The organism is Microbulbifer jejuensis, from assembly GCF_047289955.1.
Lineage (GTDB): Bacteria > Pseudomonadota > Gammaproteobacteria > Pseudomonadales > Cellvibrionaceae > Microbulbifer.
Map to the genome: position 1 here is coordinate 50,029 of NZ_JBLBUB010000021.1, position 26,586 is coordinate 76,614.

At 53.5% G+C, this 26,586-nt stretch carries 19 protein-coding genes; 11 read left to right on the plus strand and 8 right to left on the minus strand.

All coding sequences use genetic code 11. The features are described 5' to 3' along the window. Positions 1-398 precede the first annotated feature (398 nt). Entirely contained in the window at positions 399-2,759 is a 2,361-nt protein-coding gene (locus ACL7TT_RS14195; protein WP_413396319.1) for a penicillin acylase family protein, read from the minus strand. 300 nt (positions 2,760-3,059) lie between these two features. Between ACL7TT_RS14195 and ACL7TT_RS14200 the strand changes: the two genes are divergently transcribed. From ACL7TT_RS14200 to ACL7TT_RS14245, 10 genes are all read left to right on the plus strand, one after another. Beyond that, positions 3,060-5,612, plus strand: coding sequence for a TonB-dependent receptor (locus tag ACL7TT_RS14200; protein ID WP_413396320.1), 2,553 nt, complete (start codon positions 3,060-3,062; stop codon positions 5,610-5,612). A 219-nt stretch (positions 5,613-5,831) separates the two neighbouring features. Then, positions 5,832-7,121, plus strand: coding sequence for an ergothioneine biosynthesis protein EgtB (gene egtB / locus ACL7TT_RS14205; protein WP_413396322.1), 1,290 nt, complete (start codon positions 5,832-5,834; stop codon positions 7,119-7,121). Then, positions 7,118-8,086 (plus strand): L-histidine N(alpha)-methyltransferase, encoded by a 969-nt coding sequence (gene egtD, locus ACL7TT_RS14210; protein ID WP_299947901.1) that lies wholly within the window; start codon positions 7,118-7,120, stop codon positions 8,084-8,086. Before egtB ends, egtD begins: the two co-directional genes overlap by 4 nt. A gap of 13 nt (positions 8,087-8,099) precedes the next feature. Further along, positions 8,100-8,561: a DUF411 domain-containing protein gene (locus ACL7TT_RS14215; RefSeq protein WP_413396324.1), complete on the plus strand. Its 462-nt coding sequence runs from the start codon at positions 8,100-8,102 to the stop codon at positions 8,559-8,561. Positions 8,562-9,608: 1,047 nt separating this feature from the next. Further along, positions 9,609-10,022, plus strand: coding sequence for a hypothetical protein (locus tag ACL7TT_RS14220; RefSeq protein ID WP_413396326.1), 414 nt, complete (start codon positions 9,609-9,611; stop codon positions 10,020-10,022). A 901-nt stretch (positions 10,023-10,923) separates the two neighbouring features. Beyond that, positions 10,924-12,852 carry a threonine--tRNA ligase gene (thrS, locus tag ACL7TT_RS14225; RefSeq protein ID WP_413396328.1) on the plus strand — a complete coding sequence of 643 codons (1,929 nt, stop codon included), beginning with the start codon at positions 10,924-10,926 and terminating at the stop codon, positions 12,850-12,852. 12 nt (positions 12,853-12,864) lie between these two features. Next, entirely contained in the window at positions 12,865-13,419 is a 555-nt protein-coding gene (infC, locus tag ACL7TT_RS14230; protein WP_459564499.1) for a translation initiation factor IF-3, read from the plus strand. Positions 13,420-13,565: 146 nt separating this feature from the next. Next, positions 13,566-13,760 (plus strand): 50S ribosomal protein L35, encoded by a 195-nt coding sequence (gene rpmI, locus ACL7TT_RS14235; protein WP_020413351.1) that lies wholly within the window; start codon positions 13,566-13,568, stop codon positions 13,758-13,760. Between the two features lie 36 nt (positions 13,761-13,796). Beyond that, complete coding sequence (gene rplT / locus ACL7TT_RS14240) at positions 13,797-14,156, plus strand: 50S ribosomal protein L20 (RefSeq protein ID WP_299947912.1); 360 nt, start codon at positions 13,797-13,799, stop codon at positions 14,154-14,156. 353 nt (positions 14,157-14,509) lie between these two features. Continuing rightward, the gene (locus ACL7TT_RS14245; protein WP_413396331.1) at positions 14,510-15,685 is read left to right on the plus strand and encodes a thiolase family protein; all 1,176 of its coding nucleotides are present in this window, start codon (positions 14,510-14,512) and stop codon (positions 15,683-15,685) included. 580 nt (positions 15,686-16,265) lie between these two features. On the opposite strand, the gene ACL7TT_RS14250 is transcribed toward ACL7TT_RS14245, so the two are convergent. The 6 genes from ACL7TT_RS14250 to ACL7TT_RS14275 all read right to left on the minus strand — a co-directional run bounded on the left by ACL7TT_RS14250 (position 16,266) and on the right by ACL7TT_RS14275 (position 23,599). After that, positions 16,266-18,020, minus strand: a complete 1,755-nt coding sequence (locus ACL7TT_RS14250) for a DUF885 domain-containing protein (RefSeq protein ID WP_413396333.1) — start codon at positions 18,018-18,020, stop codon at positions 16,266-16,268. 38 nt (positions 18,021-18,058) lie between these two features. Further along, on the minus strand, positions 18,059-18,553 hold the full coding sequence (locus ACL7TT_RS14255) for a MarR family winged helix-turn-helix transcriptional regulator (RefSeq protein ID WP_413396335.1): 495 nt from the start codon (positions 18,551-18,553) through the stop codon (positions 18,059-18,061). Between the two features lie 504 nt (positions 18,554-19,057). After that, the gene (locus ACL7TT_RS14260; protein WP_413396337.1) at positions 19,058-19,783 is read right to left on the minus strand and encodes an SIMPL domain-containing protein; all 726 of its coding nucleotides are present in this window, start codon (positions 19,781-19,783) and stop codon (positions 19,058-19,060) included. Positions 19,784-20,667: 884 nt separating this feature from the next. Further along, the gene (locus tag ACL7TT_RS14265) at positions 20,668-21,162 is read right to left on the minus strand and encodes a methylated-DNA--[protein]-cysteine S-methyltransferase (RefSeq protein WP_413396339.1); all 495 of its coding nucleotides are present in this window, start codon (positions 21,160-21,162) and stop codon (positions 20,668-20,670) included. After that, on the minus strand, positions 21,159-22,625 hold the full coding sequence (locus tag ACL7TT_RS14270) for an AlkA N-terminal domain-containing protein (RefSeq protein ID WP_413396341.1): 1,467 nt from the start codon (positions 22,623-22,625) through the stop codon (positions 21,159-21,161). Before ACL7TT_RS14270 ends, ACL7TT_RS14265 begins: the two co-directional genes overlap by 4 nt. Before the next feature lie 284 nt (positions 22,626-22,909). Next, positions 22,910-23,599: a LexA family protein gene (locus tag ACL7TT_RS14275; protein WP_299942799.1), complete on the minus strand. Its 690-nt coding sequence runs from the start codon at positions 23,597-23,599 to the stop codon at positions 22,910-22,912. Positions 23,600-23,686: 87 nt separating this feature from the next. Between ACL7TT_RS14275 and ACL7TT_RS14280 the strand changes: the two genes are divergently transcribed. Further along, on the plus strand, positions 23,687-23,890 hold the full coding sequence (locus ACL7TT_RS14280) for a hypothetical protein (protein WP_299942797.1): 204 nt from the start codon (positions 23,687-23,689) through the stop codon (positions 23,888-23,890). Between the two features lie 624 nt (positions 23,891-24,514). On the opposite strand, the gene ACL7TT_RS14285 is transcribed toward ACL7TT_RS14280, so the two are convergent. Further along, on the minus strand, positions 24,515-26,191 hold the full coding sequence (locus tag ACL7TT_RS14285; protein ID WP_413396343.1) for an alpha-amylase family glycosyl hydrolase: 1,677 nt from the start codon (positions 26,189-26,191) through the stop codon (positions 24,515-24,517). Between the last annotated feature and the right edge of the window lie 395 nt (positions 26,192-26,586).

Consider the following 26,586-nt stretch of genomic DNA (forward strand, 5'->3'; position numbering starts at 1 on the left):
ATTGCAGACGCAAGCGGACTAAAGGGCCGACACCCATAGCCAGTATAGGATCTATACTGAAACAGGTTTTTCGGTGAGGTCTGCGGGATGCTGCTGGCGACAATCCGTTTTTATTGCGCCAACTTTGTGCGCTTCTTTTTGCCACAGCAACGGGAAATTCCAGTCTGCAAGGACACTGACTGTCACGCTCGTCGCTACACTGTGTGGTATCGGCACAAGCGGGGCTGGGTAAAAGTGCTGTGGATTGCAGTTTCACTGGTGATGCTGTGCTTCCCGCTACTGCCTTTGATATTGGGTCTCGGGTTCTTTAGCATATTTCTCTCGTTTGCCATTCTTGATGAAACGGTATAACAACCCCCGCTGTGCAAGGGGGTTGGGCAGGTAGCAGAGAAAAGGGGTTAATTGAGTGTGAGCCGGTAGCGGGTTGCCTGCTCCATAAGCGGAGTGGGATTTCCTTTCACCCAGTCGCGGTGGCTATTGGCGAAAAAAGGGGACAGAGGATGGGCACTCTGTCCGGTGGCCATATGAAAGATTCCGTCGAGCTCCCGCCCAGGAGAGACGACCATTCGCTCTGAGGCGCCGTGGTCCGGGGATTGGACGCGGGGCATATGGGTATCACCGGGCAGGGGGTCCGGGGGCATGGAGGTCAGCCAGCCCAAGGCCGGAATGGCACGGGTAAGGGGGTGATGGATAGCGGCTGTATTTTGTGCGCCCCAGGTCTGGCGTTCCAGGGGTTGCCCGTCTGTTGCCATTTTCTCCAGTACCTGGTCCAGTGCTGCCAATTTGAGTGTCGTCCAGGATTCGAAATCCGGATTGAGCAGGTGCTGCGGTTCCCGTTGTGCCAATGTCCAGACGGGATACTCAAATTGTCGTTTCAGCGGGCCAAAAGTAAAGTGCGGCTGGAACTGGCGCATATAGGTGAGAATCGGTGCAGTGCTTAACTGCATGAACTTCAAGCGGTAGTTGCGCACAATGCGGTAGCCAGCAGAGCTTGTGCTGGCGCGCCCGTCCCAGTTTTGCACCTGTCGGTAAATCTCTCTATAGCCCTTGCGATCCTGCAGAAGCCCGAGCAGGTGCTGCTGCCAGCGCTCCAGAAATACGGCGCGGTTGTCCAGTTGGATGGCCAGCAGGGCCCGCTCATCAAATTGAGGCTGGTCGAGGAGCCTGTCGCGAATCTGCTGCTGGCGGGCCCCCAGAGCGTATCCCTGGTCGCCCATTATTTTCAGCCAGTCTCCGCTTACCATGCGGGCATTGGCGCTCCATATGCGATGGGAGGCGGGATTGTAAATCTGCGGCCGCTCTTCCGCAGAGAGATAGCCGTTCCAATAGGCGTTGCCCTGTGCCCAGCTCTGCGTGCGGCTCCCGTCAAAACCCACCCGGCGGGGCATGGCCCCGGCCACGGTCCAGCCGATATTGCCATCCCTGTCGCCAACCACAAAATTCTGGTGGGGGATGCCCAGCTCCGGACCCAACGCCAGTGCCTGCAGGGCGGTGGTGGCGGATTCAATACGCAGCAGGTTCATATTGCCACCAGCAGTATCGTGTGCCACCCAGCGGTAGGCGAGTGGAACCCCCCGGTGGTTTTTAGCAATGACCGGGCCCCAGAGTGTTTTGCGAACCTCCACAATCTCGTCCCCGGCGTTTTTCACCACAATGGTTTCCTTTTCTACGGTAAAGTGGCGCCAACCCTCCGGTGTTTTGTATTTCGTACCCGCTTCATTCAGCTCCAGGGCAATAAGGTCGCTCCAGTCCCCGCCGGTATTGGTGAAGCCCCAGGCTACGGCGCCGTTGCTGCCGACCACCATGGTCGGGCCGCCGGGCAGGGTGGCGCCGCGGATATGCCGGTCGGTGCCGGGAATATTCCAGCCGGCGCGATACCAGATGTTGGGTACGCTAAGGCCCAGGTGCATATCGTTGGCGAGGATGGCGCCACCGTGCCCGGTGAGGGCTCCGCCCACTACCCAGTTGTTACTGCCGTTCACCTTGTCGTCACTCTCCATTGCCTGGTAGGCAAGGGTGTCCGTTTTGGTCAATAGTGTGGAGATGGGTGTCTCTGGAATGGTGACAGCGGCTTCCGCGCCGCCCATCAAGGGCGCATCCCAATTGCCGCCGGCGGGAAAGAAAAAAGCGTAGAGATCCCCCGGCAGCAGTTCGGCCAGGGCGGTATCGCGCTGTTCAAACCGGCCTTCCGTGCTTTGCAGCGTCATATACATACTGAAGATCGTCAGCAGGCTGTCGGAAGCCGTCCAGGGCCTGGGTTTCAGGTTGAGCAGTACATATTCCCAGGGTTTCGCTCCCAGTTGTTGCAGTCCAAAATTGACCCCCCGCACATAGCTGTCGAGCAGTTTCCGCTGCGGGGCGGGCATGGCGGCAATATTTCGCTCTGCGCGCTTGCGGAACTGGTGCCGGCGCACTTTTTTATCCGCCTTCAATGCGGGTGCACCGAACAGTTCGGAGAGCTCGCCGGCGGCGTTGCGGCGCAGCAGATCCATCTGGAAAAAGCGCTCCTGGGCATGCAGAAAACCCAGTGCGAAAGCTGAGCTGGCGCGGTCATTGGAAGAGATTATGGCAACGCCCTGGGCATCGCGCTGGATAACCGCCGGCGCGGAAAGTATTCCCGTATCGATTGTGCCTTCGAGCATGGGGAGGCTCAGGCGCCACCAGAGCCAGCCCGAGACAGCGACCAGCACAAGAAAGGCGACGGTGGTGAGCAGTAATCGCGATATTCGGCTGTTTATTAAATAGAGCGAGCGTGCCATAGTATTTTGTATTTCCTGCTGGATGGTTATTGTAATGGATATTTCTTGCCTGGCGACTATCCGGAGGATTGGGAAACAGGTTACCGGAGGTCGCATTCTAGTAACTTTTCGTGACAAAGTTTGATACTGAATTTTTTGACTAACCTGTCTTAATGGAAAAATTGCCATAAAACTGACTGGTCACAAGATAAAAGTCACACCGGGGTTTTAAATTCGAATCCGCGCACGTAAAATGGCGTGGAATAACAAAAACAATATATCAAGAACATCACGCCGTATAACAAAAAACGCGAGGTCGCGATGATGCACGATGCTGATAGAACCCAAAAGAACCGTCAATTCAACCTGTCTATCCTCTCCGGAGCCATTGCCTTCCTTACCGCTGTCAGTGGTCATGTACAAGGGGCGGAAATCGAAGAGGTGGTAGTAACTGCGCAGAAGAGGGCGGAGAACCTTCAGGATGTACCGATCGCGATTACCGCCTTTACCGGTGACAATATAAAAGAAAGTGGGGTCAAGAATCTGACCGATCTGGGCAGATATACGCCGGGTGTCGAAATGCACACCGACGTAGCGCTCCAACCCATTTACAGTATTCGAGGAATACAGACAAACGACTGGACTGCGGGCTCAGACCCTGCGGTTGCCGTGTATGTGGACGGGGTTTATACGGGCCGCGGTGCCGGAGCAGAGATACCCCTGACCGATATCGAGCGGGTCGAGATTTTAAAAGGCCCCCAGGGCACGCTGTTCGGGCGAAACGCCACGGGTGGTGCAATTCATATTATCAGCACTAAACCACAGGCGGAAAATTCTACCGAGTTGAACTATACCGTAGGTAATTACGGGCGACAATCGGCGGATCTGTTGCTGAACGGCCAGTTTGCTGACGGCCTCTATGGGCGATTGACGGTGTCTACCAATCGCAGGGATGCCTATGCAGACAATCTGGCCAACGACTTTTCTGCGGGTGGCCAGGATACCCAGACCTACCGGGCTTCGCTATTGTGGGAGCCGACAGAAGATACAGAGGTCTTGTGGCGCGCCGACTACGGGGTAATGGACCAGAGCAGTGCCCTGAAAACGACGATAGTGCCGAGCCTAAAAGGCGAAACCGATCTCTTCGGTGACTACGCCCTGGATACGCCCATCATTGAGGATCGCGATGCATTCGGTACCTCGGTGACCGTTACCCACGATTTCGATGCTTTTACCCTGACTTCAATCACCGCTTATCGGGAGTTTGATGCTTATCTGCAGGAGGACTTGGACGGCACCGCCAATCCGGACTATTTTTTTAGCGCGCTCAATCTCGACGAGCAGCGGCAGTTTTCCCAGGAGTTCAGGCTTAATGGGGCCAGCGGGGATATCAAATGGACCCTGGGCGCCGCTTATTCCCAGGAAACGCTGGAGCATACGACTCACGCGAACTTTACCTCCGGATCACTGGAGTCCTTTGCAGTATACGAAAGCATAAAGGCAGAGTTCCCGAATTTGACCCAGACCGAGCAGGAGGATCTGGCGGTACAGCGGCGCCAGGAATGGAAAGAGGCGGGACTTGAGGGGATTGCCAGCGCTTCCTTTGTGTATGACCTGATGTTGCAAAGTGGCCAGGTGGATCAACTCCTGAGTATTCTGAATCCGCAGGGTGGCATAACAGGCAATATGCTGTACGCCCCGGCTGTCGCTGCGCAGATGCTGGCGAGCTTCAAACCTTGGATCGAATCCGATACCCCCTGGAACGAGAGCGTGCATAATACTGGCGATTACCGTTCCAGTGCGATCTATGGGGATATGACCTGGAGTATCACCGACCGGATGGATCTGACGGTCGGTGCCCGCTACACCTACGACAGCAAGGACTTCACCATTGAAACCGAGTATGGCAATTATATTCCACTAAAGTTTGCGGGGGGAGACGTTCCGCTTGTGGATGCAGAGGGCAATGTTATCGGTGCAATACCCCTGCCCCAAATAGATCTCGGTTCTCAGCTGTTTGGTATCGCTTTCTACAATAACGGCCAGCCAGCCCTGGACTCCAAACTGAGCGACAGCTGGAGCGATATCTCCGGGCGCATAGTCCTGGATTACCGCTGGACCGAAGAGGTCATGACCTATATCTCCCTTGCCGATGGCTTTAAGGCCGGTGGCTTTAACAGTCTCAACTTTGGCCCCGGTGTAGCACCCTCTTTTGATCAGGAGGATGTGGTCAATCTGGAAGCGGGCCTTAAGAGCAACCTGTTCGACAATCGGGTGCGCCTCAACGCCTCTGTGTATACCTATGAGTACAACAACCTGCAGACGCTGGATCTGGTGGGTGTCCCTATCCCCAGCTACAACCTGAGAAACGCCGACGCTGAGGGCACGGGGGCCGAGATTGAGGTGCAGTGGGCAGCCACGGACAATCTCTTTATTGCCGGCAACTACTCCTATCTGGACACGGAATTTACCGATTACCAGATTATCGAGGTTATCGGTGAGACGGAGGCGGATTCGCTGGTGGGTGAGTCGAGGGTTTCCACCCCCGAGAATAAGCTCAACCTGATGGCCGAATACACTGTGGATCTGGCTTCCGGAGGCCAACTCCTTCTTCGTGGTGACTACAACTGGACCGATGAACGTATCGGCTCGGTTACCGATAGAGCCCGACTTGTTGAGGATTACCAGTTATTCAACTTGCGCGCGGCCTGGAACAGTGCATCGGAAAACTATTCAGTAGCACTCTGGGTTCAAAACCTGACTGACGAGGAGATTGCCGGAGGATTTGGTGGTTCGGGTGCGGCTATCGGGGCCAGTCCCGGCTGGCGTTTGATGCCGAGAATGTATGGTGCCGATGTTACTGTGCGATTTTAGTTGGTTATTGGCCCGGCAACCTCTGGTTGCCGGGTCAGTCCTGCTTTCAGAATTACGAATTTGTAGGCCGGTTGTACCGGCCTTATTTTATGCAGTTCTATTTTTTATGATAAATTGGCGTAGATTCGGTCTTGTAAGTCTGCAAGCACATGGGAATACACCTAAAACTGCGTATGATGATTCCAATACAAATGAATTGTGTCGCGGTTGATGACCGATATGGCAATATTTGCAGATGAGGTCTCTGTGGGGGAAGAGCAGCAACAGTTGCTCTGTGTGTATCGAAAAGTACGGCAGGAGACAGAGCGGCTGGCCGAGCCTTTGTCTGCCGAGGATATGCAGATACAGTCCATGCCCGATGCCAGTCCCACCAAGTGGCATCTGGCCCACACCAGCTGGTTTTTCGAGACGTTTATCCTGAATGCCCATTTGCCCGGCTATCGGTTATTTGATCCGCATTTTAATCATCTTTTTAATTCTTACTATAATAGTCTCGGATCGCCGTTTTCCAGGTCCCGGCGGGGGCTGGTATCCCGACCGGATATCGGTCGTGTGTACGCTTACCGAAAGGCCGTGGACGAAGGCATTGAAAAACTGCTGAGTGAATTTCCCTGTTCATCCAGCCTGAATGCCCTGATTGTTTTGGGCCTGAATCACGAGCAGCAGCATCAGGAACTCTTACTGACCGATATAAAACATGCCCTATCGATCAACCCGATGGCGCCTGCCTATTGCGATGTTATGCCAGAAGAGGAAGCAGCAGACGTTGAACCGCTGCGCTGGTTACAGATTCCGGGGGGGTGTTACGGCATTGGCAGCGAGGGTGAGGATTTTTATTTCGACAATGAAGGGCCGGCGCACCAACAACTGTTGCAGGGGTTTTACATCGGCTCGCGATTGGTTACCAATGGGGAATACCTGGCATTTATCGAAGATGGTGGTTATCGACAACACAGGCTGTGGTTGTCGGATGGCTGGGCACTGGTTCAGCAGAGGGAGCAGAAACAGCCGATGTACTGGCGGGAGACGGCAAAAGGCTGGCAACAGTTTGGCCTGTATGGATTGCAGCCATTAAATGAAGCCGAACCCGTACATCACCTGTCTTTTTACGAAGCGGACGCCTTTGCCACCTGGTCGGGAAAGCGTCTCCCCACCGAGTTCGAGTGGGAGGCGGCCGCTTGTCATCTGCGCCAACTGGATCAACTGGCTACCGCCAACCTGTTGGAAAAACAGGCTTTCAGGCCCCTGGTTGCCCAGCGGGGACGGACCCAGTTTCTCGGTGATTTATGGGAATGGACTTCCAACGCCTATTTACCCTATCAAGGCTTCAAGGCTAGCGAAGATGCCGTTGGCGAGTACAACGGTAAGTTCATGTGCAATCAGAAAGTCCTGCGTGGTGGCTCGTTTGCAACGCCATCAGGCCATATCAGAATCAGTTATCGAAACTTCTTTTATCCACATCAGGCGTGGCAATTTACCGGTGTTCGTTTAGCAGGAGACTCAATGTGAGAGCAGCCTTATCGTCCGTTCCAGGCAAGCAACAACAGGATAGCGAGTTTCTCAGGGATGTGCTGGAGGGGTTGGGAGGGAAAAGAAAGACACTGCCTTGCAAGTATCTCTATGACGAATTGGGGTCCCGTCTTTTTGAAGAGATCTGTGCGGCCAAGGATTACTACCTGACCCGCACCGAAACCAATTTATTGTCGGATAATCTCGGAAAAATTGCCCGGGAGATCGGCCCGGAGGCTCTGCTTATAGAGCCGGGTGCGGGCAACTGTGAGAAGATAGAGGCTCTGATCGCCGCGCTCGATACCCCCAGAGGTTATTATCCCATGGATATATCTCCTGAAATTCTGCGAGCGGCGGAAGCTAGAATCAAGCGCCATTTGCCCGGCATCCGGGTGTGGAGTGAGGTGGGCGATTTCACCCAACCGGCGGTTTGGGATAACTTAAGTAATATTCCCTCGCGCAAAAGGGTTGTATTTTTTCCCGGTTCAACCATCGGAAATTTTGGGCCACAAAAATCGGCACAGCTACTCGAACTGTTTGCCGCTAACCTGGGTGCCGGTGACGGCCTGCTGATCTGCACCGACCTGGTGAAAGATTCGGTGGTGTTGGAGCGGGCTTATCACGATAGCGCGCATGTTACGGAGAGATTCAACAAGAATCTCCTTTGCCGCATCAATCGTGAGCTGGATGCAGACTTTGACCTTTCCCTTTTTGCACACCGCGCCTTCTATCACCCGTTGCGGCAACGGGTGGAGATGCACCTAGTTAGTCTGCAGCGCCATGATGTGTCTATTGCCGGTATCAAGGTGGAATTTGCGGAAGGTGAGACCATTCACACAGAAAGCTGCCACAAATATACCATCAGCGGGTTTAATGCACTGCTGTGCAAGGGTGGATTTAAACCCATACGACACTGGAAGGACGCCTCTGAATCTTATGCAATCCACTACGCCCAGGCCATCTAGTACCATAAACCGCATGGTGCTATTTTTTGCCATGATCGGTTTTTTCACAGTAGCTGTCGCCAATGAAGCCCGTGGCAGTGCCAGCGGCCTTATTGTTTATAATCGCCCACTGTGTTTCTGCTGTAAAAGGTGGATTGGCCATCTGAAGGACAGCGGTCTTCAGGTGTCTGCTGTTTTGAAGCTGGATATGGAGAAAGTAAAGAGGCAATGGGGTATCCCAAAAGGCATGGAGGCATGCCACACTGCCGTATGGCATGAGCGCTATATATTTGAAGGGCATGTACCGGCAGTATACATCCGCAAGTTTCTCGCCTCTCCTCCGGAAGGGAGCGTTGGGTTGTTGGTACCGGGAATGCCAGTCGGCAGCCCGGGAATGGAAGCACAGGGGGCGTTTGCGCCTTACAATATCTATCTTTTGCTAAAAAATGGCGATTACCGCCTCTATGCCCGCGTTGAAAATCCCGGCGCTGTCTAGGCCGGGCTGTCCCTGTGCTGTTTCATCCCTCGGAATTGTTGCAGATGCGCCACAGTCACTTCAAAGCGACCGTATCTTTCAGCACAGGATCAGCCAGCCGAACCCCGCAGAGTACGGCGCCATAGTCTGCGAGCGGTTTGGTGTCCGCCGGGGCATCCTTTATGGACACAAAACTGTTTTCAGTAATGGGGGTGTCTGCGCGGATACCAGAATAGAAATGGCACACCGCAGGCCCTACATGGGAAAGTATCTGCCAGGGTTGCCGGTCCCCTGAGAGAACTTATACCGCTGTTTTTTACTTTTAACAGGTTATTGAAAAAGGCATCCTGCCTTTTTCAAAACACGAAAAGCGAAAAAGGTGATTTTCACTTTTCTTCCAAAATCAGCGACTTAGGCTTCATCGATTTTGCCGAAATATCCATATTTCGGTACCAGGCGTCGAAACTCTTCGAATTTCAACAGCCTGTTAATCCACTGCCTACACCTCCGGCACCCGATCAGCGGCACGGGTGTGTCTAAAACCAAAGCGAGTCGGCTCCAGGCCCGAATTCATTCTGTAAACCTGCAGACCAGGGCTTAATCACTGAATCGTTCCGAGGAAAAAACGGCGCTAAATGGAACAATAACGGCCAGGACAGCATGATGCTCGACTGGAGTTCAGTGCCTGGAAGCATTGTTACTACCGGGTCGGAAGCAGGGAATGCCCTCCTCTCGGGGCACACTGTGAATACCTTCCTGTACGCCCGTAATCGGCATTCATGCCTCATACGGTCTCGAGAGAAGGCAATTCTTCCCTTCCGCCTTGTTTGTAAATGGGGGCATTGAAAAAGCACACTTTGCCAAAGAACGGCCTGGCTTCAAATTGCAAAAGACGGGTGGGTGGGCCCGCGATAAAATACAGAGGCACGAAAAAACGTCATGTCCCTAGCAGTAATTACCCCGTTTGGGATACAGTCCTTACCCACCGGGCTATGATAGAGAGCCATACAAAACACCGGCTCGCTGGGCCGGTCAAATAACGGATATACCCAACCGGGAGAATGCGAAATGCGAACTGCAAAAAAAGTAGTACTGTCGATGTTTTTTTTGAGGATCACCGTATTGCTGGTGATGTTGATATGGACCATCGATAAATTTGTCAACCCGGGTCACGCCACCAGAATTTTTGAAAAATTTTACGCCATAGCCGGAGTGGGTAACGCTGTGGTCTATATCCTGGCTTTTATTGAGCTGATCATTTTGGTGCTGTTTTTCTTTGGTATCAAAAAGAAATACACTTACGGCCTGGTGTTTGTTTTTCACGGCGCCTCCACACTGGCTTCATTTCCCCAGTATCTATCTCCCTTTGAGGGCGCCAATCTGCTATTTTTTGCCGCCTGGCCTATGCTCGCCGCTTGCTCCATGCTGTTCTTTTGCCGCGAGGATGACACCCTGTTTCAGGTTGGTAAAAAATTCTCCTGATGCCAGTCGGGGCACACCATCGAGCAATCATGGGCTTTGGCCTTGTTGTAAGCCTCCGGTCTGCTGTGTCTGTACGTGCGCAGATCAGGGGCGGAGAGCGGGCAGGGGAGCAGTTTTGGCCGAGGGTTTAGGGGCTGAATACTCAGTAGGGACCCCTTGGAGAGCATTCGGGTTGCAGGGTGATTTCCCTCTGCGGGGGAGGGGGAATATCCGGCTATCCAGGCGTATTCGGCTGTTTGCCCCTGCCTCCCTGGTCCAGATGGTGAAAATCCGCTTTGGTCACAATTTGGCAATTCTCGGCAGCGGATACCCACAGTCATTGCGCAGCTGCCCAAAGGGGTCCGCAAGCCAACCCTTGACTTGGATAGGCTGTTAGCTGGCAACCGCGCCACTTCAATACCGGATATGCTCTCTCTCGCGAACTGAATATCCTTGTTGCGGACGTTTGGGGTCACTATCAAGGTGGCCCTTAGGCAGTATTTCGTGGCCAGGCTGTACCGGTATTAAATGGCGCGCGGTTTTTGTTGCCTCTGCGGTACCGAGTGTAGTAAGTTCCACCCCTCGAATCTTTCTGCCCCTTCCCCGACCTTTGATCACCCCAAAGAGGTGCCGGGCCGAAGTTTCTATCAGGCCACGAGCGCGCTCACCCCGAAATAAGTGCTGTACTGCGCGATTGTTGTCGATGTTCCAGCTGCCAAGTGGACATTCCTTGAGACGCTGGGGCCTGCCCGATGTGGACAATTTTTCCTCAATTGGGTTTGAATACGCTTGCAGGTTTCTGGTAGGCTATTCTAACTTGTTGATTAATAATAGATTTTCCTGATTTTGCCCGCTTCATATGGCAGATTGGGTTTTCATGCGGTCTTTGGTGTGGATCGCCACTGAGAGATAAGGATGAACAATGCCCGTTGTTACCCTCCCCGATGGCTCCCGTCGAGCATTTTCCTCTCCGGTTTCTGTGTGTGACGTAGCCACAGATATCGGCCCAGGCCTGGCCAAGGCCGCGCTTGCAGGCGTGGTTGATGGCAAAGAGGTTGATACCAGCTATATCATCGATCGCGATGTCACACTGGCCATTATCACCGATCGCCAGCCCGAGGGTTTGGCGGTGATTCGCCACTCCACCGCACACCTGCTGGCACAGGCGGTCAAGCAACTCTATCCCGCGGCTCAGGTGACGATTGGTCCCGTGATCGAGGATGGCTTCTATTACGATTTTGCCTACGAGCGACAGTTCACACCGGAGGATCTGGAAAAGATCGAGCAGCGCATGGGGGAACTGGCGAGGGAAGATATGCCTGTCAGCCGTCGTTTGATGCCGCGCAAAAAGGCGGTCGAGTACTTCCGTGACATGGGGGAGGCGTACAAGGCAGAAATAATTGCCAGTATTCCCAGTGATGAGGATATCTCCCTCTATCGTCAAGGGGACTTTGAGGACCTGTGTCGCGGTCCCCACGTGCCGTCCACAGGGCGGCTGAAAGCCTTCAAACTGACCAAAGTGGCCGGCGCTTACTGGCGCGGCGACGCCAGCAATGAGATGCTGACCCGCATATACGGCACCGCTTGGGCCAGCAAGCGGGAATTGAAGGCTTACCTGCGCCGTATCGAAGAAGCAGAGAAACGGGATCACCGCAAGCTGGCCAAGAAATTTGACCTTTTCCACATCCAGGAAGAGGCGCCCGGGATGGTGTTCTGGCATCCCCATGGGTGGACTATTTACAGTGCGGTTGAGCAGTACATGCGCTGTCGTCAGCGCGAATACGGCTATAAGGAGATCAAGACGCCCCAACTGGTGGATTTCAGTTTATGGCGCAAGTCCGGTCACGCGGACAAATTCAGTGATGATATGTTTACACTCACCAGTGAAGAGCGCCAGTTTGCCATCAAACCCATGAACTGCCCCTGCCATGTGCAGGTCTTCAACCAGGGTTTGCGCAGCTACCGGGATCTCCCCCTGCGCCTGGCGGAATTCGGTTCCTGCCACCGCAGCGAGCCGTCCGGCTCTCTGCACGGCCTGATGCGTGTGCGCGGGTTTGTGCAGGACGATGGCCACATCTTTTGTACCGAAAATCAGATTCAGTCAGAAGTGTCCGACTTTATGGACCTTTTGCACTCCGTATATAGGGACTTCGGGTTCGAGGAGGTGATCTATCGCCTGTCCACACGCCCGGAAAAGCGCGTGGGTTCCGATGAGGGCTGGGACAAGGCGGAGAAGGCACTGGCTGATGCACTGGATGCCGCGGAGCTGCCCTGGGAGGAGTTGCCGGGGGAGGGGGCTTTCTACGGCCCCAAGATTGAATTCTCCCTGAAGGACTGTCTGGGGCGCGTTTGGCAATGCGGCACTATCCAGGTGGACTTCTCGATGCCGGGCCGCCTGGATGCCCAGTATGTGGCTGAAGATGGCTCGCGCCAGATTCCGGTGATGTTGCACCGGGCAGCGCTGGGCTCTTTCGAGCGCTTTATCGGTATCCTGATCGAACATTACGAGGGGGCTTTTCCTACCTGGCTGGCGCCCCGGCAGGTGGTAATCATGAATATTACCGATCGCCAGGCCGACTACTGCCGTGATCTCAAGGCCCGCCTGGATGCACAGCAATATCGCGCCGAGGCTGACTTGAGAAACGAGAAGATCGGCTTTAAAATCCGCGAGCACACGCTCCAGCGTGTCCCTTATCTGTTGGTAATTGGAGATAAGGAAGTTGAGAGCCAGACTGTCACCGTGCGCACCCGTAGCGGAGAAGACCTTGGCAGCATGACTTGTGAGTCGTTCTTACAGATCCTTGGGCGGGATGTTAACCGCCGTGGCCGTATATTTGAAGAAAAGACTTGATATCTTAGCAACTTGGAGACCATAACTATTAAACGAGACAGTAAGGGACGGTCCAAAAAGGCCCGTATAAACGATCAGATTGAGGCGTCGGAAATCCGCCTGATAGGCGCAGATGGCGAACAGGTGGGCGTTGTCTCACTGAATGAGGCGCTGGAGGTTGCGCAACAGGCCAGCCTGGATCTCGTTGAAATTGCTCCGGACTCCACGCCGATCGTCTGCAAGATCATGGACTACGGCAAGCATGTATTCGAGGCCAAGAAGGCCAAGAATGCCGCCAAGAAGAAGCAGAAGCAGCAGCAGATCAAGGAAATGAAATTCCGCCCGGGCACCGATATTGGCGACTATCAGATCAAGCTGCGCAGTCTCACCCGTTTTCTCGAAGCGGGTGACAAGGCCAAAATATCCCTGCGCTTTCGCGGTCGCGAAATGGCCCACCAGGAACTGGGCATGGAAATGATGCAGCGTATTGAAAAGGACCTGGAAGAACTGGGTACCGTTGAGCAGCGACCAAAACTGGAAGGCCGCCAGATGATTATGGTGATTGCGCCGGTTAAAAAGAAAAAGTGAGGTTTCGGGGATGACTTCCCCGGAACCTCCTTTATGAGAAGTGATTGGGCGACGGCTGCCTCCTCACTCTCGCAGTGCCAGGGGTTTACTGCTGGCAATTACTATGGTGCCTGTTTTACGGGCAATGATTCACTTTGGAGTACAAAATGCCGAAAGCAAAAACACACAGCGGCGCTGCCAAGCGCTTTAAGAAGACGGCTGCGGGCTACAAACACAAGCACGCCAACAAAAGCCATATCCTCACCAAGATGACCACCAAGCGCAAGCGTCAGCTGCGCGGTACCCAGACCATGAACAAGTCTGATGCCGGTCTGGTCGATCGCATGCTGCGCGCCAAGTAATTGGCCCAAGTCGTAAAGGTTTAAGAGGAGAGCATTATGGCCCGTGTTAAACGTGGTGTAGAGGCGCGTCGTCGCCACAAGAAGATACTGAAACAGGCTAAGGGGTACTACGGTGCGCGTTCTCGCGTATTCCGCGTTGCCAAGCAGGCAGTGATTAAAGCCGGCCAGTACGCCTACCGCGACCGCCGCGTTAAGAAGCGCAACTTCCGCGCGCTGTGGATTACCCGCATTAACGCCCAGTCCCGTGTCGAAGGTTTGAGTTACAGTCGCCTGATTGCCGGTTTGAAGAAAGCGGATATTGCCCTGGATCGCCGTGTTCTGGCGGATCTGGCAGTATACGACAAAGCCGCTTTCGCCGCCGTCGTCGAAAAAGCCAAAGTAGCCCTGGCAGCATAAACTGCCATTATTAGCTGTAAGGCTGTAAGTTAGTAAGCAGGGGAGGTCTGTAGCGGGCCTCCCCTTTTTTTGGTTTTTTTACTGCTAGTGGCATACGCGTATCCCCATCCGCCACGCAGCCCGGGCCGTAAATCAAGTAGGTAGGTGCTTGATTTGTTGTGGAGAGTTTGCCAACTTGCGTCGCTAACCGGGGCTGAAAAAGGTCGGCGAAGATCTTTTTTAACAGCCTGCGAATAGGTGGCTCCCGGTGATTGTGGCGGCCTTTGATTATTCTTTGGGGGCTATTCTGCTGACACAGGGGGCCATCTGTCCTACTGTATACCCATCCTTAAATACCAACTTTGGTATTCTCCATGAGAGATGTCGCTGTTGTTAGCTATTGCCGCACTGCCATTGCCAAAGCGCGCCGAGGCGCCCTGAACCAGACCCACGGTATCCTTATGGCGGCCCATGTGATGAAAGAGGCCGTTAACAGAGCCCGAATTGAGCCACAGGAAGTTGAGGATGTGGTATTGGGCTGTGGCCTTCCCGAGGGCGCCACCGGGCATAATATCGCCCGCAATGCGGCACTTTACGCCGAGTTCGGAATGAAAGCCCCTGGCATGACTATTAACCGTTATTGTGGCTCAGGCCTCAATGCGGCTTCCATTGTCGCTAACCGCATTGCCGCAGGGGAGATGCGGATCGGGGTTGCCGGTGGCGTTGAGAGTATTAGCCTGGTCCAGTTCAACTTGAATCTGAACCACTTTGTCTACGAGCCCCTTCAGCAAAAGATACCTGCGGTGTGGTGGACCATGATCCAGACTGCAGATTTTGTTGCGGACAAATACCAAATCAGTCGCGAAGCCCAGGACAAATACGTTGTTGAGTCACAAAGGAGAGTCGCAGCTGCACATAAGACGAACAAGTTTGCCGAGGAAATTGTCCCTTTCCAGACTGTAATGTCTGTGAAGGACAAAGACAGTGACGTGGTCAGTGAAAAGCGTGTGACCTTAACTGAAGACGAAGGCCCGCGGCCCGATACTACGCTGGAAGGGCTTTCCACACTGGAACCGGTAAATCCCGGTGGCACAGTAACTGCGGGAAATGCCTCCCAGCTTTCAGATGGCGCCGCTGCAGTTGTGATGATGGATGCCACACTGGCTGCACAGAGAAACCTACCAATCCTGGGCCTGTTTCGCGGAATGCAACTGTCTGCCGTTGCCCCCAAAGAAATGAGTATCGCCGTGGCGCCGGCAATAAAAAAATTGATGCGCCATCATGGCATTGCTATGGCGGATATTGATCTCTGGGAGCTGCATGAAGCCTTTGCGGTCACCACGCTCTATAATCAGGCAGAGTTGGATACGCCATGGGAGAAAACCAATGTAAACGGTGGCGCTATTGCCCTGGGCCACCCCTACGGCATGTCGGGTATCCGCTACCTGGGCTCTACCTTGCTGGAGCTTGGTCGACGGAGGGTGCAGCACGCAGTTGTTGGGATATGTACGGCCGGTGGTATGTCGACCGCAGCCTATTTGGAGCGCTAAAGACTCCCAAGGTCATTTTATCGGTTTTGGTTGCCTTGCGGAACTGGCGGTGGCCAGTAAGGGCGAATGGAGGGCTTTCAATGTTAATATCGGGCAAATCCCTCCCCCCAAAAATAAACAGGCGCTAAAATTAGAATTTCCCTGTATTTTAGGTTCTGGGATTCCACAAGAAAAACCCCGCTATACTGCCAGCCAGATGCTGGCGATCTTCAAGCAAGCCGAAGTGGGGGTTCCGGTTCCTCAGTTCTGCCGAGGCCATCTCGCTTGCGAGAAATGGTACAGGACATAGTGCATCGCAAAAAACCAGTATCAGCCTAGGAGGCTTTTTTCACCAATACCAAATACCAATATTGCTAAGACGTGATGCCACCAATGCCCTAACCGATGATCTTGGTTTGGCAGTTAGCATACGGCAAATGATAACCTTGGCGAACCAAAAAATTATAACCTTCGTTATGAGCGTGTCTAACTCTGTTTAGGGTGCAGGATATAGGAATTTTCGAGTGATTCTTTTTTCAGGCTGTCAACAATAACAGTCGAGGCTATCTGGAAAATAGGTCGGAGTTAATCAGTCTATTGATTAATTTGAGCTGCTTGATAGCCACTGTAGAATATTTGTTTTAAGTGCTTCCCAGGGAAGCGGCCCATTCTCCAATATTTTTTCGTGGAATACCTTGATATCAAACCGGTTTCCCTGTTGTTGCTGGGCCAGCTTTCTCAATGCCAGAAATTCATGCGCCCCTACATCATAAGAGGTTAACTGCCCTGGCTCTGCAACACTGCGGTAAAAAATCTGCTCTGCAAAGTCCCGGCTAAACGCACCGGATTGCAAAATATAATCAATCACTTTTTGTTTGCCCCAACCTTCTAAATGGAGGCCTGTATCCAAAACGATGCCTCTGGCGGGCCAGGCCCTGCGATTAATTAGTGCGTATTCGTCCCGGTACAAGCCCATTTCCTCGGCAAGAATCTCACTGTAACGTCCCCAACCTTCAATATAACTACCAAAAAAGGAAAACCGTGTGATTGGGTGTACGTCGTGAGCTGATTGCCAACTTGAGATTTGTAAATGATGACCGGGATAGCCCTCATGATAAGCAGCTACTTCAAGCCTGCCTTTGCTTTGCTGTTCGGGATCTTTGAAGCTAATCAAAAACTTTCCAGGCTCTCCTGGTTGATACTGAGCCGCACCAGCAGGCGCCTGAGGAGGCAATGGTATTATCGCAAGCTCATTTTCCGGCACTGTATTAAACCATGTTGCAGATTTTTCTTTTGATTTTTTTAAGTGCCCTGATAAAGTTTTTTTCATCTCATCTTCAGACTTGAACAAATTATTTTTGTCATGTGCTACTTTCTGAATGATGGTATTGAAATCACGGGTATTGTAGAGTTCAAATCCGATGCTTTTGATGTTATTTATGTTTTCTCTGACTGTATTTCTACCTAATGTTTTTATCTCCTCAGGAGAAATAGCTTTATTGTTCCAGCTTCTTAAGAAGGCAGCGTAGCATTGGCGCCCTTTAGGCAGTGCCAGCAGGGAGTAACTCTCTCTTGCTGAAGGAATATACTGCTGCTCCAAAAATTGCACATAGCGCTCAATGGCTGGATTGATAGCATTTTTGACAACTGCCAGCATCTCCGCTTTGAATGCCGGATCTGTACCGCGCTGCGCTGGAGACATAAATGGTTGCTGTAAAAGATCATGACCGATCATTGTGCGTAATTGCGTAGCTGTTTGTTGTGCAATATCTTTCGGCATAGAATATCCCAGCGTCAAGCCCATTTTAAGGTTGTCAATTTCATTTTCTATGGCTTGAGGTATTTTTTTCCAACGTGAAATAGCCTGTGCCTGTAGCTCGGGGCTTCCAACAGGCTGTAGTTGCGCCAGTGGTATGTAGTTGCCCTGCCAGCCATAGTTGCTGGAGACGCTTTGCCATAATGCACTTCTGCATACTTTCAATGCCAACGCTGTTTCAAGAGATTCACGCAGTATGGTATAAACTATTTTGTTGGCTTGTGTTTCAATTAACTCAGTATCCAGTGTCATCAAGCGTTGGTACAAGACGTTTTGAAATTCTGAGTCTTTTTCTAGGCTTTCCCAGTCATTTTCAGGCAGGTAACTGTGATCTGCGTAATCAAGATCGAGTGTATAAACAGCCATCGGGTTTTTTATAACAGAAAATTCATAGTAGCTGTTAGCAATCTCGATTAGTGCCGATTCAGCCTCTAATCGTGTGCTGATATTGCTAGAGTCTTCTTTTGGTAAGGATACTATTTGGCAAGCGGATAAATTATAGAGTGCTAATAGTAAAATACTATTTATTATTGTTTTCATCTTTTTCTCACGGCATATTGATCAATAACTGTACTTATTTATTTCAATCTATCTACCCTTTCCGACAGGGATTCCTGTTTTAGGGTTTCCAAAGTCAGCTGTAACCGATCCATTAGGTCATCGCCTATCTCTTCGAACAGATCTTCAAACGCCAGCGCAACGTTTTTATAAATTTCTTCTTGGGCCAGGACTTCCGCCCTTCCTTTTTTGGTTAAAGTGACTCGTTTTCGGCGCTGATCCTGCCTGTCTGACACACAAGTTACCAGTTTCAGCTTCTCAAGGACCAAGATTCTTGATGCAACGCGTTGATGTGAAAAATTAAGTGCACGTGCTATATCAGCAGTGAAGGATGGTTCATTTTCACTAAGAAACAACATGAACGACACGTCGGTGACTGGCGCAGTGACCCCCTTGGCTTTGAGTAGTTTTGATCCGTCTTCACAGATTAAATCCCTAAGTCTCTCTGCCATACTGGCTAAAAAGGCTGCGCGGTATTTGGAGGCATAGAAAAATGGCTTGCTTGAGCTTGGCATAGTTTATTCAATCGTCAGTTATATATGCAAGTAATTGTACAAATAGTTGCATAGATTTTTTCACTTGTCAAAACGATTCAGGATTTTATTGTTGCTTTTCACGTCGATGATCTTTATGTAGTTTTTCTGCCCTGGAATGTTCAGCCTCAATGGGTTGAGAGGAACGATAGTACCAGTTAAAGGCGTGGTGGTTGCTGGGGTCTATACCTGGCTAGGGCCAGGGTATACGCCAAAATAGCCAGATTGGTCTCTGGGTGGCTATTCAATGGTATCGCCAGGACTTCCAAGAGCTGGATACTTGGTTGCTGTATTTTGAGCGCGAAAGATAATTACTAACAAGGGTGACGGTGAATCAGCATCGCCTACAGAGTTGTCTTTTCTTTCTCTCGGGCTGATCAACGGGTATCAAACAAGTAGCAGATATTTGAAATATGATTAATGGTTGGCTAAGTTTTATACCATTTATTGAAGTTTTTAGTGAAGCCGGACCCATATCCCTATTTTTTAGTCAGTAAGAAAAAAAGTAACATTGGTTACCACCCTTACATCCTTTTCTATTTTCCTGGTATCACCATAGTTTTCACCGACGTCCCGTATAACAAACCCGCCCTGTCGTGCACTTCTAATCCCGCCGACCTCAACGCCAGCGTTTGTGGCAAATTCATTTGCGGCGATTCTGGCATTTGTGGTTGCCTCTTTCAGCATCTCGGGTTTGATTTTATTCAATTGGGTAAAATGGTAGGCTGGCGGATTATTTTTGATGTCAAGTCCTTGAGCGATGAGTGTATTTAAATTGGACCTGACCTCAGACACCAATCGGACTTTTTGGGTTTCGACTGTAATTTCACCTACCAGTAGATGTTCCTCTTCAACCAGTTTCTGGTCTTCATTCCGGAATTCTTTTTTCAGGTAGTTTATTATGCCTGGCTGAATTTCCTGGTCAGTAAATCCATTGCTTTTCAGTAAAGAGATAATTTTGTTCTGGTCGGCTTTGGAATCGTCATACAATGCGGGAATTTCTGCTTTGCTTTCCCCGGTCACGGTATATTGTATTGACCAATAGGCGGTATCTGCTTCTACGCGCCTCTCTGCAAGTCCTTTGACTTCAGCAGTATTTAAGGCGATTTTTGATTTGTACAGGGTCTGGCTGACAAAATATCCTGCGGCAGTGATCCCGGTGGCCAAAAGAAATGCCGCAAAGATGATGTTGGCTTTGTTATTGTTGTTCATGCTGCATTCCGTGTTTATCAATTGTCCAGATTATAGGTGACGGTAGTTCGAAACTGTAATATTGTCCAAATTTTATTTCAAGGCAAACTTGAGGCCAACCTTCAGAAACACTATATTTCACTCATTCAAAGCTTGGACTTTGGTACATATTTTATCCCTGCCATGCATCCTGAGAATGGAAGTGGCCTGTAACAAATTTAACTCGAAGCAATCAAGAAGATTTGCATATTGGGCTACGCAGTTGACTCTGAAGTGTGCAAGAATGCCCTGTGGTATAAAGCGCTCCGTGTCTTTTGACAAAACTGTCTTCCAAGACGTCAGAATTACCGATAGAAATCAAGGGATTTCAATTTGTAGTTACTGTTTCAATAGCGCCAATACAGCTTGTGGAATCACAGCTATTCTCAAAGGATGTGCATAAGGTCAGCCCCAGCCCCAGAGCAAAAGCTATTTCATCTTCCTAATTGTCCTATTATCTGGCTTTAAATATGCTTATCTTGAGATTCACCTGTAGGTGCAAATCAGCAACCAGAGATACCAATTGGTACAATCATGCGAGAGCAGATAAGACAAACGACAGCGGTCGGGAAAATTGCCAATGCAGTTATGGCTGTAAGGCTCGGGCTTTGGGAAAAATAAATCGAAAGGCTGGTGTGAACAGAAGCAGGGGAACCCCTAAGAACCATCCCCTCCACTGGGCCGGCAGTGCTACTGACAGGGTTGGTTTCCCTCTCCCGGAGGCGCGTTCTATAGAGGCCAGCAAACTCATCAGGCAGAACAGTACCAAAAACTGTGAATTGGGCAAAGACCTCTGAATCTATTCTCCAAAGCATGAAGGCCGGTCATCACGGGTACTGTGACCTCGGGGCGTTGCAAAGCCCGGATTAGGGGAGCGGAGCTACAAACCGGGCTCCCTCCAGAGTGAGCAGGTGTGCCTTCAGAGGCAGGCCGCCGGCATAGCCTGTGAGACTGCCATCGGCCCCGATCACCCGGTGACAGGGAATCACCACCGCCACAGGGTTGGCGCCATTGGCGCGCGCTACAGCGCGGATGGCGCGCGGTTGCCCCAGATGCTGTGCTTGCTGGGTATAGCTGCGGGTTTCACCATAGGGAATTGCCAGCAGTGCCTCCCATACCCGGCGCTGGAATGCGGTACCGCGGGGTGCCAGGGGCAGGTGGAAGTCCTGTCGCTTTGCCGCCAGATACTCCCGCAGCTGTTGCGCGGCCCGGTCGGTCAATGCCGTGGCACCGGGTTGCCAATCCGCAGCCAGGCACAGTGGGCGTGCTTTGTTGTGAAACTGCAGTGCAACAATACCGTCTTCGCCGGCGGCGATGTCTACTTCTCCCAGTGCGGTGGTGTAACGCTGGTAATGGATCATCTTGGCTCTCCCGATTTCAATGACTGCCACAGCAACAGGGCGCCGTAGGCGCGCCAGGGTCGCCAGTGCTCGGCCCTTGCCAGGGCCGCTTTGGGCGTTGCTTTTTCATTGGCGCTGCCCAACGCCTGCAAAATACCTAGGTCCGAAGCGGGAAAGGCGTCGGGCATGGACAGGCCGCGCATGGCAATATACTGCGCTGTCCAGTCACCGATGCCCGGTAGTGCAGTTACCTGCGTACACCAGGAATCCAGGGAGGGCTGGGTAAAATCGATGCGCCCATCGCGGGTCGCCGCCACAAACCCGCGCAGTGTTTTTGTGCGGCTGCGGGTCAGGCCCAGGCCGGCAAAGTCCGCCTGCGCCAGTTGCTCTGCAGTGGGAAACAGGGTGTGTTTTGTGCCGGCGTCATCCACAAAAGTGGTCCCGTAGCGGGCGACAAGGCGCCCGGCGATGGTGGTGGCTGCGGCGACGCTGATCTGCTGCCCCAAAATCGCCCGCAGGGCAGTCTCAAAGGGGTCCCAGGCGCCGGGCAGGCGCAGGCCCGGTGCCATTTCCAACTGGCGGGCCAGCAGGGGGTCGCGGCTTAACACCGTTGCAATTGCAGCGCTGTCCGCATCCAGGTCAAACAGGCGGCGCAGGCGCTGGTTGAGCAGGTACAGACCGGTAGCGCCCCCCTGGCTGCTGATTTCCACCAGCAGGCGGTGATGCTCCGGCTCGTGGGCCACGCGCAGTACACCCCGGTAGCGGTCGAGTTCAAAACTGCGCTGGTAAATCCCATCTTCCACCCGCTCCACTCCAGCGAGGGCGCGGACGCCGAGAAAGGCCAGTATCTGTGGCCAGTGCAGTGGCGGACGATAATCAAGAGACAGCTGTACCCGTGCAGGTGCGCCCTTTGCCATTCCGTCGGCACTGCCCGCTCGGCGTACTTCAGACGGGGTGCGTTGGTAGAGCTGCTTAAATACCCCATTAAAACGGCGCAGGCTGTTAAAGCCCGAGGCAAAGGCGATCTCGGCAATCGCCAGAGGGGTGTCGCGCAATAGCCGGAAGGCAAACAGCGCGCGCTCAGTCTGCCATACCGCCAGGGGGCTCACCCCCAGGTGCTCGGCGAATAAACGGCGCAGGTAGCGGCTGCTGATACCGAGGCGTTCCGCGAGCCTTTCCACGGACTGGGGTTCGCGCTCACTGCGCATTAACTTCAGCGCCCGCTGCACCGTGGTGGAGACCAGCCCCCAGGCCGGGCTGCCCGGTGCGCAATCCGGTCGGCAGCGCAGGCAGGGCCTGAAACCGGCGTTTGCCGCTTCCGCTGCGGTGGCAAAATAGGTGACATTACGTTCCAGTGGGGACCGCGCTGGACAGATGGGGCGGCAGAAAATCCCGGTGGTTTTTACCGCGGTGAAAAAGCGCCCGTCGAAGCGCCGGTCGCGCGCCAGGCGCGCTCTGGTGCAAATTGCTGTATCGATTTTCATCGACCCCTCCCGTTTCAGCCTCCCAGTGTATGGCGATGGCAGGGTATGGACTAGTCAAAAACGGTACTGACGGTGCCATCGATGCCTACACAGGGAGTTGGGTTTTATGAAGCTGGGCCTGTCCACGGCTGGCGGGCGTGTGGAGTAGGGGGGCTGCGTCGCGAAAAAATGCCAGCCTGTGTGCGGGGGACCGGCGTGGAATCTGCCGCAGCAAGCGCCCGGACGCCATATTGCGGGGTCCGTGGGACCGCGGCGAGGGCTATGTTCAGGGGCTGGGGCTGTCCTTACAGATCGAACAGGACACTTTTGGCCACGCCAATGATTTTGCCGTTGCGGTTCATTTGAATGGGTACATAGGCGGGATTGAGGGATTTCAAATACTGATTGGGCCCATCGATAACCAGCTTTTTCAGGGTGACTTTTTTGTCGCCGGGCAGCCTGGCGGCCACAATGGAGCCGTTCTCGCAGTCGCAGTCCGGGTCCACGACCACGATGTACCCCTCCGGGATGGAGAGGCCATTGGGTGCGGTCATGGCGTCCCCTTCCACCTTGAGGGCAAACGCGCGCGGGCCGACGCGGGTGGTGGTGGGAATCTGCTCTCCGTCTGCCCAGGCAGTGCCACTCTCAAAAGCCTCTGCCCAGGTAACGGCTTTCACCGGCGAAATCAGTGGTACCCGACGACAGATTTCACGGGCGGTGGCATCGCTGGTATAGGTGAGTGGGGTTTCCTGGATGAGGTTGCCCGGCGGTGGTTTGCCGCTGTCGGTGAAATATGCCACGGATTTTCCCAGAGCCTTGGCGAGTGCCCCCAAAGTTTCCGCGCGGGCATCGACCTCGGCTCGCAGTATGCGACCGATGGTGGTCTGGCCAACGCCGCTGCGCTTTCCTAGCGCCGCCTGGGTGGAGAGGCTGGGGCTGTTTCTCATGGCCTGGTCGAGCCTGGCGGCGATCCGTTTTCTCAGCTGATGTTTCATTCCCGCATATTGCCATATATGGCTAACCATGTATGGCTTGACATTCGATCCCAATATGGCTAATTTAGCCTTAAATGGGGGTCTTCGATGGATACAGGTGGTGACTTGCTTGAAAAAGTCAGGGCGCAACTGCGGGAGCGCCGGGGCCAATGGAAAGAAATTTCCGAGCGCTCTGGCGTGCCTTACTTCACTCTGATCAAAATCGCCAATGGCACCACCGAGAATCCCCGCTGGAGAACGCTTGCGCGCTTATCAGAACAATTGTCCCAAGAACCGGCCACGCCACAGTGAGTAACTGCGCCGCAGGCGCGGGTTGGTTGAGAGAGAGGTGGTTGTGCGCTGGGGTCCTCCCCGGGGAGGACCCAGGCAGACACGAGGCGTGCCGATGCACACGCCTGCTGCACAGGGCGGCACACAGCAAAAGGGTTTTTTCCGTAGTGGTGTTGTTCGGGTCGGGTTGAGTAGACGGGGTGGGGTGACACCTGCCCAATGGTGTGACAGTCGGGAGAGACCGACATTGAGTAGTAAGTGCAACCTCCCGTAGTGCGGGGCAGAGTAACCCTGCGGGGGGTATCCAATGGCACGACACGACCGCGACACACTCTGCCTGATTCGCGGGGAAACAGTGCCAAGGGCGATTGCCCCGAGCCGGTGGAAGGCCGGCACCTTGCAGCATCCGCTCCACTGAATGTGATCGATAAACAGTCGCAGTAGCTTCACAGATCTGTATTCTTGCGGATAGTACAGATACATCCCCACAATCGGTTCGGTAAATTCCTGCAGGAGCGATTCAATTTGCTTCTCACCACCTGCCGAGCGGTAGTCGGCAAAAGAATAAACCAAGCCCAAAACCTTATCCGGCAGCTTGATACGTTTATCTTAAACCTGGGTGGTTGCCGGACTCAAGCGGTCGGATTATTCACGTCCAGGGGCGATCCCCAGTAGGAGCAGGTCGCTGTCCGTGTTGAAATGAACCCGCCCCTGGGCCACCGGGCTCTCAGTGCCGGAGTAATAGTCCTTGAGCAGGGTGCCATCGGCAAACAGACCGTACACCGGCAGGGATTTGTTACCGGTTTCGACACCGAGGGCGACCAGTACCGGGGGTTCCCCCTCCAGGGTGCGCGAGAAAGTGTAGGGTTTGTCCGCCAGTTTCCTGTGTTCGCCGGCACCCAGTGCCAGATTGGCGCGGCGGAACTGTCCCAGTTTGCGCCAGTGGTCGAGAAGTGCTTGGGTGGAGCTGCGTTCCAGGTCTTCCCAGTTCATCAAACTGCGCATGGAGGCGTCGCCGCGGGCGTCTTTCACGATCATTGGCCGGGCAATTTCATCGCCGTAATAGATCTGCGCGGCGCCTGGCGCCAGCATCAGTTTGAGGGCCGCCGTCCTGACCTGTTTGCGCTCGCGGTCGAAGGAGTGATGATCGTCGTGCGAACCCAGGTAGTTGAGCACGCCCAGCCCATCCAGGGCGCCTCCATGCAGCGCGGAGGAGTAGCGGGAAAAAATATCCTGCGGCGATTGTGCAGCGTGCTGGGCAAAGCCCATATTGATCAGGCTGTCGAATCCATAGGCAAAGAAATCCACTTGCCGGTCGCCGAAATTGTATACTCTGCCTTTGGTGGGCCCGAAGTCATCGACGCCGAAATGGTAGACCTCCCCCAGCATAAAGAAGCCGCGGTCATCGGGTTTTTTATCCGGATGGTTTGCCTTCCATTGTGCCAGTGCCAGGCTGGCCTCTTTCTTCAGCACCGCCCAGATTTCCGGTTCCACATGCTTGGCTGTGTCCACGCGGAAGCCATCCACACCGTATTCCCGCACCCAGTCTGTGAGCCACTTGACGATGTAATACTTGGGCGCGCGCGGGTAGCCGGTGCGCGCAAAGAAGGCATCCAATTCGCGTTGTTCCTGCTGCAGGCGCCCCTCTCTGCGCCATTTGGCCACCAGGTGTGGGGGCAGGTCCACCGGCTGCTCGCTTTCCGTGCGGATATCCGGCAGGTTGCTGGTGAGCGCGCAGTGAACATTGCCGGCAAAGTTTTTCCAGTCGCACACCGGTGCGGTGCGCACCCAGGCCGCGGGCCACAGAGGGTCCCGCTTGGTGACCGGGCCTGTGTGGTTCAAAATAACATCCAGCAATACGCGGATGCCCTGGCTGTGGGCGGTTTCAATCACCCGGCGCAGGTCTGCCTCGCTGCCGAAGTTGGCGTCCACCGCTGTCCAGTCGCGGGGCCAGTAGCCGTGATAAGCGTAGGTGCGGCCATCGCCCTCATCGTAACCCTGCACCTGCTCCACCACCGGGGACATCCACAGGGCGGTTACCCCCAGGTCGCGAAAATAACCAGCTTCCAGCTTGTCGAGCACCCCGTGGAGATCGCCACCGGCAAAACCCCGCAGCCGCTCGGCATCGTCTTTGCGCCCATAAGCGCGGTCGTTGCCCGGATCGCCGTTGGCAAAACGGTCCGGCAACAGGAAATAGACGCTCGCATTGCGCCAGAAAGGGTCCACCTGCGCCCCAACCACCCGCTTGTCTGCGGCGGTTGCACTTGCAGTACCCAACCCCATCAGACAGAGTGCGGCGGCCACGCTGACCAGTTTTTTCATTATTGTGTTCTCTCTTAAATTGCCTCTTATATCTGCTTCACTCTAACGCGGGAACCCATCGGTGCCTCCCCCCAGGGGGGGCGTAGAGAGGTTTTCATTTCGCCGGGGGATAGAACCCTTTCGTGACAGGGCCGAAGAACCCTAAGGCTCGCTTGAGGCTTCACGCATGTTCATTGCTGTTCAAACCCGGCACGGCTTACAAAGACCCGCACAATGGATATATTACTCTTCGCGATGGTTGAGGCTGCAGCAAAGCGGGATATATACACTTTTTGAGTTTCAACTTGGGGCGGAGTTCAGTATCAGCGGCAGTGAGCTGGACACCTCACTCGTCGAGTTTCACTAATACCTTAAATTACCTGACCACCTAAATTTGGATTATGTGCTTTGGCTGT